This is a genomic window from Streptococcus devriesei DSM 19639 (assembly GCF_000423725.1).
GTDB classification, from domain to species: Bacteria; Bacillota; Bacilli; order Lactobacillales; family Streptococcaceae; genus Streptococcus; species Streptococcus devriesei.
In genome coordinates, this window is the sequence record NZ_AUIN01000012.1 from 149,983 (window position 1) to 165,823 (window position 15,841).

Genomic DNA, 15,841 nt, shown 5'->3' on the forward strand with positions numbered 1-15,841 from the left:
ACATAACCTTGGGATAAAAGGCATAAAACCATCTTAACCAAGTCCCTTTAGAAAGGTTTCCAAATTTGACTGCCAAAAAATAAAGCAGAGCAATATCCAACAAATAATCTGAGTAAAATAACATTCTTGCAGGGAAGTAAACAACAACCCCTATAGATAAGGCAATAAATCTATATTTGGTAGGTATTTTTATGCGAGTTACTCTTTCAAATATTATTAGGATAGTAACTAAAATGGCTGTACGAGAAATGATATAGCTAAAAAGAGTAGTTAAAGTATTTGCCAGCACTATTTCCTTCCTCCATGCAGAGCTTCAATCGCCCTGATTAATTCTTTTATTTTTGGTCTGGCAACGATGCAAGTCTCACCATTTGGAAAATGGGCTAAACGCTGGCTATAATCTAATTTTGCGACATTAGTCGGATTAACAACATAGGAACGGTGAACTCTCAAAAAATGTGGATTGCCTTCAACTTCAGCCAGAGTTCCATAAAACTCCATATAGTCATACTGACCGTGAAGAATCAGTTTATGAGGGGTGGCTGACACTTCAATATAATAAATATCCTTGTAGGGCATCTGAATGCGAGAATAGTCATTTTCAAGAAGAAAAGTCTTGTCGGCAGCAGGCTGATCCAAGTTACCGGCCACATAATCCAAGGCCGCCTTTATTCGTTCAGAAAACTTTTCTTCTGAAAAATTTTTATCAATAAAATCAAAGGCAGATACTTGATACTGAAAAGTCAGGGGCATTAGTTCAGAGTGCGTTGTCACAAAAACGATAACCGCCTGATTGTCTTTTTCGCGGATGCGGCGCGCTATTTCCAGTCCTTTCTTTTCCTCATTTTTGATTTCAATATCTAAGAAAAAGATTTGATGGTTGCCCTTTTCTTTAACCTCAGCTAATAACTGGTCAGGCCTCCCATGAAGCGAAATGCTGCTTTCCAAGATATGCTGTTCTTGCAGATAATGAGTGATGATGTTTTCTAGACGTGACTGCTGCTTGAAATCATCTTCTAAAATATAAACCTGTATCACTATTTTACTCCTGTTATTTTAATTGAATTTTTATCAGAGAACATTAGCATCGATAAAAATTTCAGCTCCAATCCAAAGGTGAGCCTCCTGCAGATTTCCAAAAAAATACTAGAGTTTTTTCTCCGATTCTTGCCAATTAAAAAATGCCTGTGTTCTTTCACTGCTCTTGCAATAATTTATTTTTCATTTTAACAAAGGCATGTTACAGCTTTATTAAGAGATGCTTGGAGACAGGCCCAACTATTCAAAACGAAGTCAGCACTCTTATCAAGTGTTTCACAAAGACTATTCGTAATAGCGTTATATAAAATACATGAACGATTGATTTGGTCTGTTCAATTCTTCCAGCGTCGAACATGTGGTTACGGTTTTTCTTTTCAAGATTTACATAAAATTGATAATAATAAGATGGAAACCATACAATGATTAGCTATAATTGAATTAATCTTAATATAAATGTTGGGGGAATTTATGAAGTCAAATTCTAAATCAATGAAGCGTTTTGGGATTGCTTTGGCAGCTTCGGCTATATTATTTGGTGCCTGTGCTAAGTCGGGTTCAATTAAGCTAAATACTGATGCAGCCAACAGTCCGGCGGCAGCCAGAAAAACGGCAAATGGAAAAGACGTTGCAATGTATGACACCAAACGGCCAAAGACAGAAGATTACTCAAAAGTTAATGAAAATCAGGCTAAATATGTTTTTCTTTTCATTGGCGACGGTATGGGACTTACTCCTGTTACAGCTGCTGAAAATTATTTGGGGATCACCAAAACAAACAAGGGCGAAGTCTATCCGGACCGCATGAACTTTACTGATATGCCGGTTATTGGATTAAAAACACAGTATGACTGTCACTCCTTTATCCCAGATTCAGCATCAACAGCCACTGCTTTTGGTAACGGCATCAAAACACAGACAGATACTTTGGGACTTTCAGGAGACTTTTCAAAGTCTTCCGACTCAATTGCGGAAAAGGCTAAACGTTCAGGCAAATCTGTTGGGATCCTGTCTTCTGTAACACTGAACCATGCGACGCCAGCTGCTTTTTATGCCAACGAGGAATCCCGCGATTCTTATTATAATATCGGCCGGCAGATGGCTAAAACAAACTTTGACTATTTTGCAGGGGGCTCTTTAAAAGATCGAACAGGAGAAAATGAAGATCAAAAGAATCTTTATAAGATTTTAAAAGAGAACGGCTACACTATCGCTGACACCAAGAAAAAAGCTGAAAAGATTAATGCAGACTCGAAAAAAGTCTATTTGGTTGCCGAAGACCTGCAAGATGATGGGGCTATGACCTATAAAATTGACCAGAAAAAAGGCGATCAAGATCTAAACGATATGGTCAAAAAGGGTATCGAAGTCATGGAAGACGATCCGGAAGGATTCTTCATGATGGCAGAATCCGGAAAAATTGACTGGTCTGAACATGCTAATGATGCTGCAACGACTGTCAATGAAGTTATCGGTTTCCAAGATTCTATCCAGACTGCTATTCGCTTTTACAAGGAACATCCTGATGATACCTTGATTGTTGTAACAGCTGACCACGCGACAGGAGGATTCACAATCGGCAATGAATCGACCGGTTATGAAACTTACCTGGATCAGCTGACTCATCAAAAAGGATCACAAGTCGAATTTGATAAGATTGTGACAGCAGCTCTTGAAAAAAATCCTAATTTGACATTCGAAGAATTTGCTCCGAAAATCCAAGACTTCTTCGGCTTAAAACTGAAGGCTGACGCTCCTTCTGAAACAATAACCAATGCTCAGGAAGAAGATTATCTGAAGCAGCAGTCTAAAGACCGGCTTCTGTGTTCTAAAGAAGAATATGAAAGCCTTAAAAAAGCATTCGAAGAATCTAAAAAAGAATCCGATCAGCAAGATACCAACTATGGCGGCTATATCCCAGTTTCTATTACAGCAACAAGAATATTAAACAAAAAATCAGGCTTGGCCTGGACGACTACAGACCATTCCGGCGATAAAGTGCCTGTCTATGCCATGGGTTCCGGAGCCTACATGTTTGACGGTGAATTTGATGATACAGATGTAGCCGTTCGTATCGGCGAGGCAATGGGATTCAACGGTAAACCTGCCGGACGTAAAGATGAGATGGAAAAGAAAACGAAAAAACCTACAGGTGTTGGACAAAAACCGCCTAAGGCAAAAGAATAACGGTCTCTCTAATTATTTATAAAAAGAAGGGGTAATAGCATTGCCCCTTCTTTCATAATTGAACACGACTGCGACACTTCGTTTGGTTAGTCGATTTTACTAACCAAACAAAGTTAGCGGGAGTGGCAGGGAGTGGGAAAGAACGTAAAAATTGAAAATTTTGGTTCGTCTTCCCACCCCCGCACAGTTGGCTAGGTTTTCCGCTTTGGCCTCGTGGCAAAAGGAAAGCCAGTCAACCACTGCGTCAAGAGCTTATTCCAAAACAGGAATATTGGACAAGTTTTTGTCCAGCCTCATTTGTTATCAAGTGCAAAGCACTTAGATAACAATCCTCTGCCGTATCTTATGTAACTGAACACGGGCTAAAAGCGTCGAGAAAAAGATAGCCTGCCTTATGCGCAAAAGCGCATGGCGTCAGCCTCCTATTTTCTTCTCGCTTTCTTAACGCCCTTTGTATCTTAAGTAAAGGAGAAAACATGAAAAGATATGCACTGCCTCTGTTGCTGCTATCCCTGCTCTTTTTGATGCTCGGCAGCAGTAAGGCTAAAAGCAAGACAGTATTGCTAAAAAACGAACCCCGGCTGCAGAAAAAATTTAATGCTTCTGATGTCAAAATACCAAAACGCAAGTTTAACCGCAGCAAGCTAACGACTTACAGTGAGATTTACAACTATCTAAAAGCAGAATTCGGCAAACCTATTAAAAGCAAAAACACCCAGACCAGTGACGGTATTCTTTTAAAGGCCGATTATTTTAAAGATAAAATCAGCGGCAATCAGTATTTTGTTGCTAACAATTCCATTCCTGACTATTCTCAAAGTCAATTTGTCTATTACGGCATTATCGCTTATTCCCAAAAAGCCTTGGATATCGGTCTGAAAACAACAGACTACTATTCTCAGAAAAAGAAGATTTTGCTAAGCAACCGCTATAACCCTTATGTTATGGATGATGTTTCTATTTCTTACCGTGAAATCCCGGTAACTAAAAAACAGAAAGCCTACGGCGTTTCTATTTTTAATACTAAAGAATATGACGTATTCCAAGAAGCTGTTTTACGTAAAACTGAATAGAAAGAAGACGATGAAAGCATTTAAAAACCTTATCAAAATAGCTGTCTTTGGCAGCATTGCCGCAGTTTCAGCCGCTTTTCTGCTGTTCTTTCAAACAGAGCAGGCAGCAGCCCATCAAAGTCCTAAACAGGCAGAACCTCTAACTGCTGTCCATAATAAGCAAAACCCCCATTTCCAACTGCTAAAAGAAGATCATGAGCATAATCATCAGGACCACCAAGAACAGCCAGCAGAAAAGCAGACTGTTTGGAATCTGCAAAAAGCAGAGAATTTAAGACAGAAAATGATGATCTACCGCCCGTCAAACCAAGGTCGTTTCAAGGAGTACTGGGTAGGGACAGCCGTTAAGTGGAAAGGCACTGCTCTGCCAAACCAAGTTATCAGCAATATTAAAACTAAAGAGGTTCTCAAGGTCAGCGTTGACGGGAAAAGCCGCCAGCTACAGTATTCAAAAACGGGCGAGCTGTCCGGCTGGAATGTTGTTGCTGTCTTTTCAAATCAAAACGATGCCAAAGCCAGTAAAAAACACACTTACTTTTTTATCATAAAAGATGGAAAAGAAGCACAGATTATTGAGCCTGTTTCACTTAAGCGTAAGCACATCGTCTTTACCAGTAAAGTCAGTAACAAACTGCTTTCTGCCTTCACCGACATTCTTGCGCATAAATAAAAGCAAAAGAAGAAGCTCAGCCGATATGTGTTACTGATCTTCCAAAGTTGGACTGTTAGAGCAATCAGCCGCTGCGGCACACCAAGTTTTACCATACATAGCCAGAGGCTGGGAGCACTGTTTATCCCGGCCTCTGCGCTTGATCTTCACTATTCAGCTGCTTTCTCTTTCTACTAAGACTGAGCTGTAAACCAAGTGCCTGGCGCTTGGTTTTTTAGTTTTGGAACCAATATCCTCAAGATTCATGACAGCAGCTTTTTCGCCCAGCTCTTTAGCCGGAATTTCCATGGCCGTCATTGACGTTTCCAGCATGGCTCCGATTGCCTGACCAGTCAAACTGATGAGCCTGACTTCTTCCGGGACTTTGATGTTCTTTTCTTTCAAGGCCCGCAAAGCTCCGATTCCCTGCGTATCAACCGCTGCTACAATAGCATCTAACTGGGGGTTGCGCCGCAGCAATTCCATAGTACAGTCATAGCCGTAATTCATGGTATTAACGGGATTATCAAACTCAGCAGTGGTCTCAGTCAGCCCTAATTCTTTTAGTGCCTTTTGATAACCCTGATAACGTTCCTTATAGGGAGCTAATTTCATCGTTCCGTTAATCAAGCCAATCTGCTTGCAGCCCTTGTCAGCAAAATATTTGGTTGCCTCGTAGGCACTGGTTTTATAGCCCACAGTGACGCTGCTGATTTCAGGATCCTGCTTTCGCATAATCTGTGTCACGGCAAGGCCACTGACCTGAATATCTCTCAGCAGCTTTTTGTTGCTGCCGGTTCCTGCGATAATAATGCCATCTACAAAACCGTTTCTCAAACGGTTGAGATATGCTTTTTCAATAGCAGGGTCATCTCCGGTATTGCAAATAAGAGTAGCATAGCCCGCCTTAGTCGCCTCTTCTTCAATGCCCTGTGTAATCTCAGCAAAAGTTGTCATATGCAGATGCGGAATGACAACGCCGATGGTATGACGCTTTCCTTCTCTGAGGCCCTTAGCCAGCACATTGGGCTGATAGCTGAGTTCTTTTACCGCTTCCATGATGCGGGCCTTTGTTTCAGGGTGGACATAGGCTGAATTGTTCAGAGCTCTGGAAACTGTGCTGACATCGACACAGGCCAATTTTGCAACGTCTTTTAAAGTTACCATCCGCTGCCTCCTTCTGCAAACGATTGTATATTTACTCTTATTATAAGCCTGAAAATTAGAAAATGCAAGCTGGCTGCTGTTTTTTATTTCCTTATAAAATTTTTAATAATGATTATAAAAAGAGCTGTTTTATACAATTTTTTGCAGAAAAGGCTAATGATATTGACAGCGTTTTCAGCTGATACTATAATGTGTCTTGTAAACAAACGTTTGTACAAAAATCATTTTTAAAGGAGTATTTCTCATGGCTAAAGTTAAAAACTTCAAAACAATCTTCCCTGCTGTCTCTGTTCCGCTCAACGACGACTATTCCATTAACGAACCAGAATTTCGCGCTTACCTTCGCTGGATCAAAACATTTTACGGCAAAGGCATGGACGGTTTGGTCTGTAACGGCCACACAGGCGAAGTTACCGGCTTGACGCGTGAAGAACGCAAGCGTGTCGTTGAAATCTGTGCCGAAGAATGCGGTGATGTCATGACCATCGTTTCCGGTGTTAACTGCGAAAACACAGCTGAAAGTATTGAAATGGCCCGCGAAGCCAAAGAAGCCGGCGCTGACGCTATCCTTTTGATGCCGCCGCACATGTGGCTGCGCTTTGGTATGCACCCTGATGCACCATTTGAATATGTCAAAGATGTTGCTGAAGGTGCTGACATTGATATCGTCATTCACCTCTACCCAGCTACCAGCAAGGCTTTCTATCCCGTCGAAACCCTGATTAAGATGTGCAATGAAATCGATCACGTCAAATGTATCAAGATGGGCACACGCGTAACGTCAATCTATGAACACGATGTTCGTTTGCTGCGTCAAAAATGCCCTGACATTTCTTTGATTACCTGTCACGATGAAACACTCTGTGTCAGCTGGTTCCCAGGCATGGACGGTGCTTTGATCGGATTCGCCGGCTGCGTTCCGGAAATCATCTGCCCGGCACGCGAAGTCTTCGCCGACCCTGATAAACATACCTTGAAAGAAGCTCAAGATTGGTCAGACCGGATCTTCCATATTTCACAAGCCATTTACGGCGGCGGACAGCCTTCCGGCGAAGCTCATGCCCGTTTGAAAGAAGCACTGGTACAGCGCGGTATTTTCAGCTCAGGATTAATGAGAAAACCAGTGCTGCCGCTCAATCAAGAAGAAAAAGACTGGATCGCTCTGGGCCTTGAGCGCAGCGACCTGCCTGCAGTTGATATGACTCCATTTAAATAATGCGCCTTTGCAGAAATGGAGTAGATTATGACTGATAAAAATAATCAAAACACTGACTTGTCACCTGTTAAAAAGCTTGGTTTTCGGGAAATTTTAAAACGAATCGGTCCCGGTTTGATTTTAACAGGTGTTGTTATCGGTCCTGGAAATATCACGGCGTCTGCCATGATGGGAGCTAATTACGGCTACGAGATGGTCTGGCTGGTAATTCCCATCATTTTCATGGGAGTAACCTTCATGCTGACGTCTTACCGTATTTCTATGCTAACTGGAATGCCTATTTTACACGCCATTAGGCACTATTACGGCGGCATAGCTTCCGGCTTTGTCGGCTGCGCCCTCTTTTTATCCTGCCTCTTCTTTACCCTAGGAAATATCAGCGGTACCGGAGCTGGGATGAATCTGATTTTTGGCATTGACTGGAAATTGGGTGCTCTCATTATGCTGGCTGTACTGATGTACTGTTATTTTTCCAAAGGCGTTTACTCAAAGGTTGAAAAAGGTATTTTAATCTGTATCATCGGCATGATCCTTGCTTTCTATGCAACTTTGATCGCTTCCGGCGGACCCGATTGGGGAGCCTTTGGCAAGGGACTGGTGCTGTGGAAAGTTCCCAAAGGGAGCCTTAGCACCGCACTCGCTTATATCAGTACTAACGCCGCTGTTACTGCCGGTATCTACGGAACTTATCTGGGAGTTGAGAAAAAGTGGCAAAAAGAGGATCTGTTCAACGGTGCCATGTTTTGGGACGCCATAGCGCATGTTATTACTGTTGTACTGATTTCAGGAGCTATTATTCTTGTGGGGGCTATCGTTTTGCACCCGCAGCATATTGCCATCCAAAATCCGTCACAATTAGCGGACTTACTCGTGCCGTTTTTAGGAAAAGCTGCTAAATTTGTCATGGGAGTTGCCCTGCTGGGCGCAGGATTCTCATCACTTCTTGGCAATACACAGCGCGGTATGGTTCTTTTAGGGGCGGGATTTGACAAAGATGTCGCCCTTGAATCAAAATTTATCCGCTGGGGCTGTCTGATTTGTCTTGTATTTGCCTGCATCGTCTGCTTTTCTTACAACGGCTCTCCTACCCAATTGATTTTTATTGCAAATGTTGCAACTGCTATTGCAACCCCTGTTGCCGGGCTCTTTGTTATGCTGATTCTGTGGAAGCCGGAAATTCACAAAGGCTACAAAATCCCCAGAATGTTACAAATCTCCATGACCATCAGCTATATTTTCGTTCTGGCAATGACGGTGTCTGCTCTGGGCGTTTATATCCCACAGTTGATTAAGTCGTTAGGAGGCTAAAACCGTAAAAAAGCCACTTGTGCTTTTAAGCATCTTAGAGCTGTGTGCTCTTTATGCTTATCAGCCGGTGGCTTTTTCCTTTTTCAAAGAATGTAGTATAATAAAGATAGCGATTTCCTAAAGCAATAGATAAGGAGTATATTATGGACAATGTCAGAAAAATCGGCATTACCGATACTGTCTTGCGGGATGCCCATCAGTCCTTGATGGCCACCAGAATGCCTCTGGCCGATATGGAGCCTGTCATCCCTTTGCTGGACAAAATAGGCTATGCCTCTCTGGAGTGCTGGGGAGGAGCAACATTTGACGCCTGCATCCGCTTTTTAAATGAAGACCCTTGGGAGCGCCTGCGCACCATCAAAAAGCTGGCTCCCAACACCCCTTTGCAGATGCTGCTGCGCGGACAAAACTTATTGGGCTACAGGCACTATGCCGATGATGTCGTTGAGAAGTTTATCAGCCGTTCTGCTGAAAACGGGATTGATATTTTTCGGATTTTTGATGCTTTAAATGATGTCAGAAATTTAAAAACAGCCCTCAAAGCTGTAAAAAAGACGGGCAAAGAAGCTCAGCTGACTATCTGCTATACCATCAGTGATGTTCATACCATTCCCTATTATGTGTCACTTGCTCAAAAGATGCAGGATATGGGGGCGGATTCTCTGTGTATCAAAGACATGGCCGGTATTTTGACACCAGCCAAAGGAAAAGAATTGGTAAGTGCTCTGACTGAAGTCATCAGCATTCCCATTGTCGTTCATACCCACTGTACCAGCGGTATTGCGCCTATGACTTATCAGGCGGTCTTAGAGGCCGGAGCACAGCGTATTGACACGGCGATTTCCCCCTTTAGTGAAGGAACCAGCCAGCCGGCTACGGAATCTATGGCTATCGTGCTGGAAGAGCTGGGATATGAGCATGGACTGAATATGGATTTGCTTAAAGAAGCAGCCGATTATTTCAGGCCTTTAAAGGACCGCTATCTCAAGGAAGGCCTGCTCAATCCGAAAATGCTGACGCCGGATCCGCGCTCGCTTATTTATCAGGTGCCGGGCGGTATGCTGTCAAACATGTACTCACAATTAAAACAGGCCAATGCTGTTGACAAATACGAAGAAGTCCTGAAAGAAATTCCACGGGTCCGCAAGAACCTTGGCTATCCGCCGCTTGTCACACCGCTCAGTCAGATGGTAGGAACACAGGCAACCATGAATGTTGTCGCCGGAAGTGCCTATAAAATGGTTCCCAGCGAAATCAAGGCCTATCTGATGGGGCAATACGGCCGTTCTCCTGTGCCTATCGATGACGATTTCCGTACCCAGCTGATTGAGGATGAAGAGGTCATCACAGACCGGCCGGCCGACCATCTGGATCCTGAATTTGACAGCTTAGCTGAGAAGGTGGCAGGCCTTGCACAATCCGATGAGGATATCCTCATTTACGCTCTCTTTCCAAAGGTCGGAAAAGAATTTTTGCAGAAGAAATACAGTCCAAAAGACACTAAAGAAGACCTTGTCAAAGTGTCCGGAAGGTTCTAAAAGAAGGGAACATCATCATGGAATTAACCGATATGTTTATTATAACCTTGGCATCAATGGGCTTGGTCTTTCTCATTTTGACCGGCTTGATGTATGTCATTGAGCTGACGGCTGTTCTTGTCAATGCTTCTGAAAAAAAGGCAGAGCCGGCTCCTGTATCAGCACAAGCCGCAGCACCTCTGACAGGGCAAGACTTAGTTGACAAAGACAAACATGCTAAGGTAGCTGTCATCACAGCGCTGTCCATTGCCAGTCAAGAAGAAGATAAACAATTTAAAATCGAAAAAGTTGAAAAAGTAGGGAGTCAAAAATGAAAACATATGAAGTAAACGTTAATGGTGATATCTATATTGTCAGCCTGAGAGAACTTGATGCAGCAGAGGCAGCTGCTCCTTTGAAACAAACAGCTGCACCGACACCGGCGACTGCCGACAGTTCAGATGGCTACGATATCCAGGCTCCAATGGCAGGAAAAATCCTGCAGATTCATAAGGCTGTCGGAGATGCTGTTAAAGCAGGAGATACGCTGTTCACCTTGGAGGCTATGAAGATGGAAACGCCTATTCAGGCGCCAAAAGACGGAACTGTTGCTGCCATCGCCGTTTCAGTCAATCAAACGGTTAATGCCGATGATCTGTTAATGACCATCTGACAAGGAGAATTGTTATGCAAATCATTCATCAATTAATAGAAACATCGGGCTTTTATAATTTAACCTATCAAAATATCATTATGATTGTGATAGCCTGCATCTTTCTCTACCTCGGCATTAAAAAAGGGTATGAACCCTACCTTATGATTCCGATTTCCTTTGGAATGCTGCTGGTTAACCTTCCTCTGGCCAATATGATGGCAGAACCAACAAAGGCTGAAGCCGGCGGTTTGCTCTATTATCTCTATCAGGGAACCAATCTGGGAATCTACCCACCCTTGATTTTCCTCTGTCTGGGAGCATCAACAGATTTTGAACCTTTGCTGGCCAATCCTAAAACGATTCTGCTGGGTGGTGCCGCTCAATTCGGTATCTTCGTGGCGTTCTTTCTAGCAGCAAGTTGGGGAATGTCTCCTCAGGAAGCCGCTTCTGTAGGGATTATCGGCGGTGCCGACGGTCCGACAGCCCTCTTTTTAACATCGAAATTGGCTCCCCACCTGCTCTCAGCTATTGCCTTAGCGGCTTATTCTTACATGGCGCTTATCCCCATTATCCAGCCGCCTATCATCAAACTGCTAACCACTCAAAAAGAGCGCCGCGTTGTGATGAAAGTCGGCAGAAAAGTCAGTCAGCGGGAAAAAATCATTTTCCCTATTGTAGTGACAATCTTTGTCAGCCTGCTGATTCCCAGTGCTGCTACCCTCATTAGCTGCCTGATGCTGGGAAATCTGGTTAAAGAATCCGGTGTTGTTCCAAATATCACTACAGTCCTGCAAAATGCTTTAATGTACGGCATAACAATTATTTTAGGCTTGACTGTAGGAGCCAAAGCTGACGGAGCTCTCTTTTTATCAACAACAACCTTAAAAATCACCCTGCTCGGGCTCATCGCCTTTGCAGGCGGAACGGCGGCCGGTGTCCTGATGGGCAAACTCATGTGCTATCTGACCGGCGGCAAGGTCAATCCTATGATCGGTGCTGCCGGCGTATCAGCCGTGCCGATGGCTGCGCGTGTCGTTCATAAAGAAGGTCAAAAAGAAGACCCTGAAAACTTCTTACTGATGCATGCTATGGGACCAAATGTTGCCGGTGTTATCGGCTCAGCCATCGCTGCCGGAATTTTGCTGGCCTTCTTCTCATAAACTATTTATACTGCTAACAAAAAAGAGCACGACCACAATCCTCACGGAATTGATTTTTGGTGTGCTCTTTAAATTTTGACTTAAAAAATTGACTGTTTTAATCTTCCTGCTGTAAAATCGCCAGTGTTTGATAGGGTTTTAAGGTAATTTTAGCAGAAAGCTCCACCTGATCATAATTGCTGATTAAAACTTGTCCTCTCTGATAAGCTTCTGCCAGATCAAGCTCTGCTTCAGCCGCAGTGAAATTATTGAGAACCAACAGTTTTTGACCTTTGTAGTTTCGCTCAAAAGCATAGACTTGAGTGCTGTCTGTGTAGGCAGCCTTATAATCTCCTTCAGCTATGATGGGCAGAGTCTTGCGCAGGCGAATTAATTCTTGATAGAAAGGAAAAATTTTACCCGTCTTTTCCTTAGCAACATTAATTTGCTGATAGGTTCTCCCGACTTTCAGCCAGGGAGCAGCTGTGGAAAAACCTGCATTGGGGCTTGCATCCCATTGCATGGGCGTGCGCGAATTATCCCGCGATTTAGCCTTGATAATAGCGAAAGCCTGCTTAGGTGTCTTTCCTGAAGCCAGCAATTCCTGATAAGCATTGAGACATTCAACATCCACATAATCATCCATGCTGTCATAATCCGGATCAAGCATGCCGATTTCTTCGCCCATATAAATATACGGTGTCCCGCGCGACAGATGAATGCTGGCAGCAAGCATGGTTGCCCCTTCATTGCGAAAATGCTCAACATCAATAAAACGGTTGAGGGCACGCGGCTGGTCGTGGTTATTCCAAAAGAGGGCACTCCAGCCGTTTCCTTCACTCATACCTTCTCCCCAAGTATGGAAAAGCGTTTTTAACTCTTCAAAGTCAAAAGGCTTGCGTGTCCATTTTTGACCGTTTTCGTAGTCAACTTTCAGGTGATGGAAATTAAAGACCATAGACAATTCATGGCTGTCTGGATTGCTGTACTGAACACAGTTGGGAATATCTGTAAAACTCATTTCACCGACTGTCATGCCATCGCTGTCATTGCCAAAAGTAGCTTTGTTCAGGAGCTTCAGATAGTCATGATTAATAGGACGGTCAGTGTATTCCGGCTTGCCGTCAAACTCAGGATTATCTTTTAATTTCTCGTCCTTGCCAATCAGATTGATGACATCAAAGCGAAAGCCTTTGACACCTTTGCTGCGCCAAAAATTAACCACCTTAAATAACTCATCGCGTACGTGAGGATTGCGCCAATTAAGGTCAGCTTGTGTCTTATCAAAAAGGTGGAGATAGTATTTACCGCTGTCGCCAAATGGAGCCCAGGCACTGCCGCCGAATTTGGAAACCCAGTCTGTCGGCTGATCTCGTAAAATAAAGAAATCTTGATAATAACGATCACCGGCCAAAGCTTTTTGAAACCAGTCATGATCGGTTGAACAATGATTAAGCACCATATCCAGCATGATTTCAATGCCGTGCTCCTTGCCTTTGCGAGATAATTCTTCAAAATCTTCCATCGTGCCAAACAGAGGGTTTACAGCTGTATAATCAGAAACATCATAACCATTGTCCCGCTGCGGACTTGGATAGAAAGGATTGAGCCAGATGACACCTACACCCAATTCTTCCAGATAGGGGAGCTTTTCAATAATCCCTTTTAAATCGCCAATCCCATTGCCAGTTGTGTCCTTATAAGACTTTGGATAAATTTGATAGACAACCTTCCTCTTGTCCAATGTCATACTATGCTCCTCACTAATAATAAGAGAGTAGGACAAAGACCACTTTTTCACGTCTAATATCCTACTCTGCTATCCATTATATCAATTTTTTCTAAATTTTACTTGCTGTCAGCAATTCTTCTCCCTGACGGGTATCATGCGGCAGCGCTCCGACAGCATCCGGCTGATAATCATTTTGGTTGGTAATGATAACCGGTGTTTCAGTAACATATCCTGCTTTTTTAATAGCATCAATATCAAAACCAATCAGTTTATCACCGACCTTAACGCGGTCTCCCTGCTTAACAAAGGCTTTAAATCCTTTGCCTTCAAGATTGACCGTATCCATGCCAATATGCATGAGCAGCTCAAGTCCTTGGTCAGTAACCAGACCGACAGCGTGGTTGGTTGGGAAAAGTACAGAGACAACTCCGTCAACAGGCGCCACAAGCAGGCCTTCGCTTGGCTCAATCAAGACACCTTGTCCCATAACTCCCTGAGCAAAAACAGGGTCGACAGCTTCAGATAAAGGCTTCACTTGACCAGTTAACGGGCTTTTGACATCAATTTTTGTTCCGACAGCTATTTCTGAGCTTTCTTTAGCCTTCGCCACGGCCTCAGCCTGCGGTGCCGGACTTTCTTCTTCAGTCTTGTTTAAAATACCGGTTTTATTGAAGAAAACAGTCAAGGCAAATGGTACTGCAATGGCAACTGCCATACAGATAAAGAAAGGCACCATATATTTGGCATTGATGGACATGAAACCTGGCAGTCCTCCAACACCGATAGCATTGGCCTGAACGTTGAAGGTTGTTGACAGCAGACCAGCTATACCTGAACCAATCATTCCTGCTACAAATGGGTAGATGTATTTCAGGTTAACCCCAAAGAGGGCCGGTTCTGTTACACCCAGATAAGCTGAAATGGTTGCCGGCAGGGCAATCTGTGCTTCGCGTTCATTATGGCGATGCATCCAGTAGTAGGCAAATACGCCGGAACCTTGTGCGATATTAGACAGGGCAATCATAGGCCAAAGTCCGGTTGTATGGCCGGCAGTATCAGCGATCAGCTGTGTGTCAATGGCATTGGTCATGTGGTGCAGGCCAGTGATAACAAGCGGTGCATACAGAGCGCCAAAGATTGCACCAAAGAGCCATTTCACAGGACCTGTCAAACCAGCAAGCACAACAAATGAGATTCCCTTACCAATGGTCCAGCCGATTGGCCCAAGAACGGTGTGTGCCAAAATCAAAGCCGGTATCAAAGACAGGAATGGTACAAAAATCATGGACACTACTTCTGGGATAACCTTGCGCCAGAAGCGTTCAAGATAGGCCAGTGATAATCCTGATAGAAGTGCCGGAATGACTTGAGCCTGATAACCGATACGATTAACGGTAAAGAAGCCAAAGTCCCAGACCCAATCTTTAGCGATTTCAGCCTGTGATGTGCTGGCAACATTGTAGGCATTGAGCAGCTGCGGTGATACCAAGCAGATACCAAGTACGATTCCCAAAATTTGGCTGGTTCCCATTTTACGAGAGACTGACCAGACAATTCCTACAGGCAGGAAGTGGAAAATGGCTTCACCGGGCAGCCATAAGAATGAGTTGACACCATTCCAGAACTGAGAAACTTCTACAATTGTCTTGCCTCCCAGATTGGCAAACTCGACACCTTCCAGAATATTGCGGAAACCTAAAATAAGACCCCCAACGATAATGGCCGGAATAATCGGTGTAAAGATTTCAGCCAGCATGGTCATCACGCGCTGAATTGGATTTTGGTTGCCTTTAGCTGCTGATTTTGCTGCTTCTTTAGAAACACCCTCAATACCGGAAACAGCCGTAAAATCATTATAGAAAATCGGTACATCGTTTCCGATAATGACTTGGAACTGTCCTGCATTGGTAAAGGTTCCTTTGACAGCAGGAATTGCTTCAATCGCTTTGACATCTGCTTTCTTGTCGTCATTTAAGACGAAGCGCATGCGCGTTGCACAGTGCGTCACAGCAGAGACATTCTCCTTGCCGCCGATGGCAGCCAGCAATACCTGGGCATCTTTTTCAAATTTTCCCATAGCTTTCTTCTAGGTCGCCCTAGACCTCCTTATTATTATAAAACAAATATGTTTACAGTCTCATTGTAAACGTTAACATATTT

General features: G+C 43.6%; 13 protein-coding genes. 9 read left to right on the plus strand and 4 right to left on the minus strand.

The genetic code is table 11. The features are described from left to right. Window positions 1-288: 288 nt before the first annotated feature. A complete protein-coding gene (locus G573_RS0102205; RefSeq protein WP_051175694.1) occupies window positions 289-1,038 on the minus strand; it encodes a response regulator transcription factor in 750 nt (249 codons plus the stop codon). 471 nt (window positions 1,039-1,509) lie between these two features. Here G573_RS0102205 and G573_RS0102210 point away from each other — a divergent pair, with 471 nt between their 5' ends. The 3 genes from G573_RS0102210 (at window position 1,510) to G573_RS0102220 (ending at window position 4,968) form a co-directional block, all read left to right on the plus strand. Next, on the plus strand, window positions 1,510-3,225 hold the full coding sequence (locus G573_RS0102210) for an alkaline phosphatase (protein ID WP_027975190.1): 1,716 nt from the start codon (window positions 1,510-1,512) through the stop codon (window positions 3,223-3,225). Between the two features lie 476 nt (window positions 3,226-3,701). After that, on the plus strand, window positions 3,702-4,298 hold the full coding sequence (locus tag G573_RS0102215; protein WP_027975191.1) for a hypothetical protein: 597 nt from the start codon (window positions 3,702-3,704) through the stop codon (window positions 4,296-4,298). A gap of 10 nt (window positions 4,299-4,308) precedes the next feature. Beyond that, a complete protein-coding gene (locus G573_RS0102220) occupies window positions 4,309-4,968 on the plus strand; it encodes a DUF4767 domain-containing protein (RefSeq protein ID WP_027975192.1) in 660 nt (219 codons plus the stop codon). Between the two features lie 153 nt (window positions 4,969-5,121). On the opposite strand, the gene G573_RS0102225 is transcribed toward G573_RS0102220, so the two are convergent. After that, window positions 5,122-6,114 carry a LacI family DNA-binding transcriptional regulator gene (locus tag G573_RS0102225; RefSeq protein ID WP_027975193.1) on the minus strand — a complete coding sequence of 331 codons (993 nt, stop codon included), beginning with the start codon at window positions 6,112-6,114 and terminating at the stop codon, window positions 5,122-5,124. Between the two features lie 244 nt (window positions 6,115-6,358). Between G573_RS0102225 and G573_RS0102235 the strand changes: the two genes are divergently transcribed. From G573_RS0102235 to G573_RS0102260, 6 genes are all read left to right on the plus strand, one after another. Then, window positions 6,359-7,330, plus strand: coding sequence for a dihydrodipicolinate synthase family protein (locus tag G573_RS0102235; protein WP_027975194.1), 972 nt, complete (start codon window positions 6,359-6,361; stop codon window positions 7,328-7,330). Between the two features lie 27 nt (window positions 7,331-7,357). Then, window positions 7,358-8,638 (plus strand): Nramp family divalent metal transporter, encoded by a 1,281-nt coding sequence (locus tag G573_RS0102240; protein WP_037586705.1) that lies wholly within the window; start codon window positions 7,358-7,360, stop codon window positions 8,636-8,638. A gap of 143 nt (window positions 8,639-8,781) precedes the next feature. Continuing rightward, a complete protein-coding gene (locus G573_RS0102245; RefSeq protein ID WP_027975196.1) occupies window positions 8,782-10,176 on the plus strand; it encodes an oxaloacetate decarboxylase subunit alpha in 1,395 nt (464 codons plus the stop codon). A 17-nt stretch (window positions 10,177-10,193) separates the two neighbouring features. Next, window positions 10,194-10,490, plus strand: a complete 297-nt coding sequence (locus G573_RS10835; RefSeq protein ID WP_037586706.1) for an OadG family protein — start codon at window positions 10,194-10,196, stop codon at window positions 10,488-10,490. After that, window positions 10,487-10,828: a biotin/lipoyl-containing protein gene (locus tag G573_RS0102255; protein WP_027975197.1), complete on the plus strand. Its 342-nt coding sequence runs from the start codon at window positions 10,487-10,489 to the stop codon at window positions 10,826-10,828. The genes G573_RS10835 and G573_RS0102255 overlap by 4 nt, the downstream gene beginning before the upstream one ends. A 14-nt stretch (window positions 10,829-10,842) precedes the next feature. Next, window positions 10,843-11,970 (plus strand): sodium ion-translocating decarboxylase subunit beta, encoded by a 1,128-nt coding sequence (locus G573_RS0102260; protein ID WP_027975198.1) that lies wholly within the window; start codon window positions 10,843-10,845, stop codon window positions 11,968-11,970. 97 nt (window positions 11,971-12,067) lie between these two features. On the opposite strand, the gene treC is transcribed toward G573_RS0102260, so the two are convergent. Together treC and treP are read right to left on the minus strand one after the other, a co-directional pair. Beyond that, window positions 12,068-13,699, minus strand: coding sequence for an alpha,alpha-phosphotrehalase (gene treC, locus G573_RS0102265; protein ID WP_027975199.1), 1,632 nt, complete (start codon window positions 13,697-13,699; stop codon window positions 12,068-12,070). A 91-nt stretch (window positions 13,700-13,790) separates the two neighbouring features. After that, window positions 13,791-15,758 (minus strand): PTS system trehalose-specific EIIBC component, encoded by a 1,968-nt coding sequence (treP, locus tag G573_RS0102270; RefSeq protein WP_027975200.1) that lies wholly within the window; start codon window positions 15,756-15,758, stop codon window positions 13,791-13,793. Window positions 15,759-15,841 lie beyond the last annotated feature (83 nt).

Bases quoted from the DNA above. Each gene is read 5' to 3' on its own strand.
- G573_RS0102210 (WP_027975190.1), top strand. From the start codon at position 1,510: ATGAAGTCAAATTCTAAATCAATGAAGCGTTTTGGGATTGCTTTGGCA.
- G573_RS0102215 (WP_027975191.1), top strand. From the start codon at position 3,702: ATGAAAAGATATGCACTGCCTCTGTTGCTGCTATCCCTGCTCTTTTTG.
- G573_RS0102220 (WP_027975192.1), top strand. From the start codon at position 4,309: ATGAAAGCATTTAAAAACCTTATCAAAATAGCTGTCTTTGGCAGCATT.
- G573_RS0102225 (WP_027975193.1), bottom strand. From the start codon at position 6,114: ATGGTAACTTTAAAAGACGTTGCAAAATTGGCCTGTGTCGATGTCAGC.
- G573_RS0102235 (WP_027975194.1), top strand. From the start codon at position 6,359: ATGGCTAAAGTTAAAAACTTCAAAACAATCTTCCCTGCTGTCTCTGTT.
- G573_RS0102240 (WP_037586705.1), top strand. From the start codon at position 7,358: ATGACTGATAAAAATAATCAAAACACTGACTTGTCACCTGTTAAAAAG.
- G573_RS0102245 (WP_027975196.1), top strand. From the start codon at position 8,782: ATGGACAATGTCAGAAAAATCGGCATTACCGATACTGTCTTGCGGGAT.
- G573_RS10835 (WP_037586706.1), top strand. From the start codon at position 10,194: ATGGAATTAACCGATATGTTTATTATAACCTTGGCATCAATGGGCTTG.
- G573_RS0102255 (WP_027975197.1), top strand. From the start codon at position 10,487: ATGAAAACATATGAAGTAAACGTTAATGGTGATATCTATATTGTCAGC.
- G573_RS0102260 (WP_027975198.1), top strand. From the start codon at position 10,843: ATGCAAATCATTCATCAATTAATAGAAACATCGGGCTTTTATAATTTA.
- treC (WP_027975199.1), bottom strand. From the start codon at position 13,699: ATGACATTGGACAAGAGGAAGGTTGTCTATCAAATTTATCCAAAGTCT.
- treP (WP_027975200.1), bottom strand. From the start codon at position 15,758: ATGGGAAAATTTGAAAAAGATGCCCAGGTATTGCTGGCTGCCATCGGC.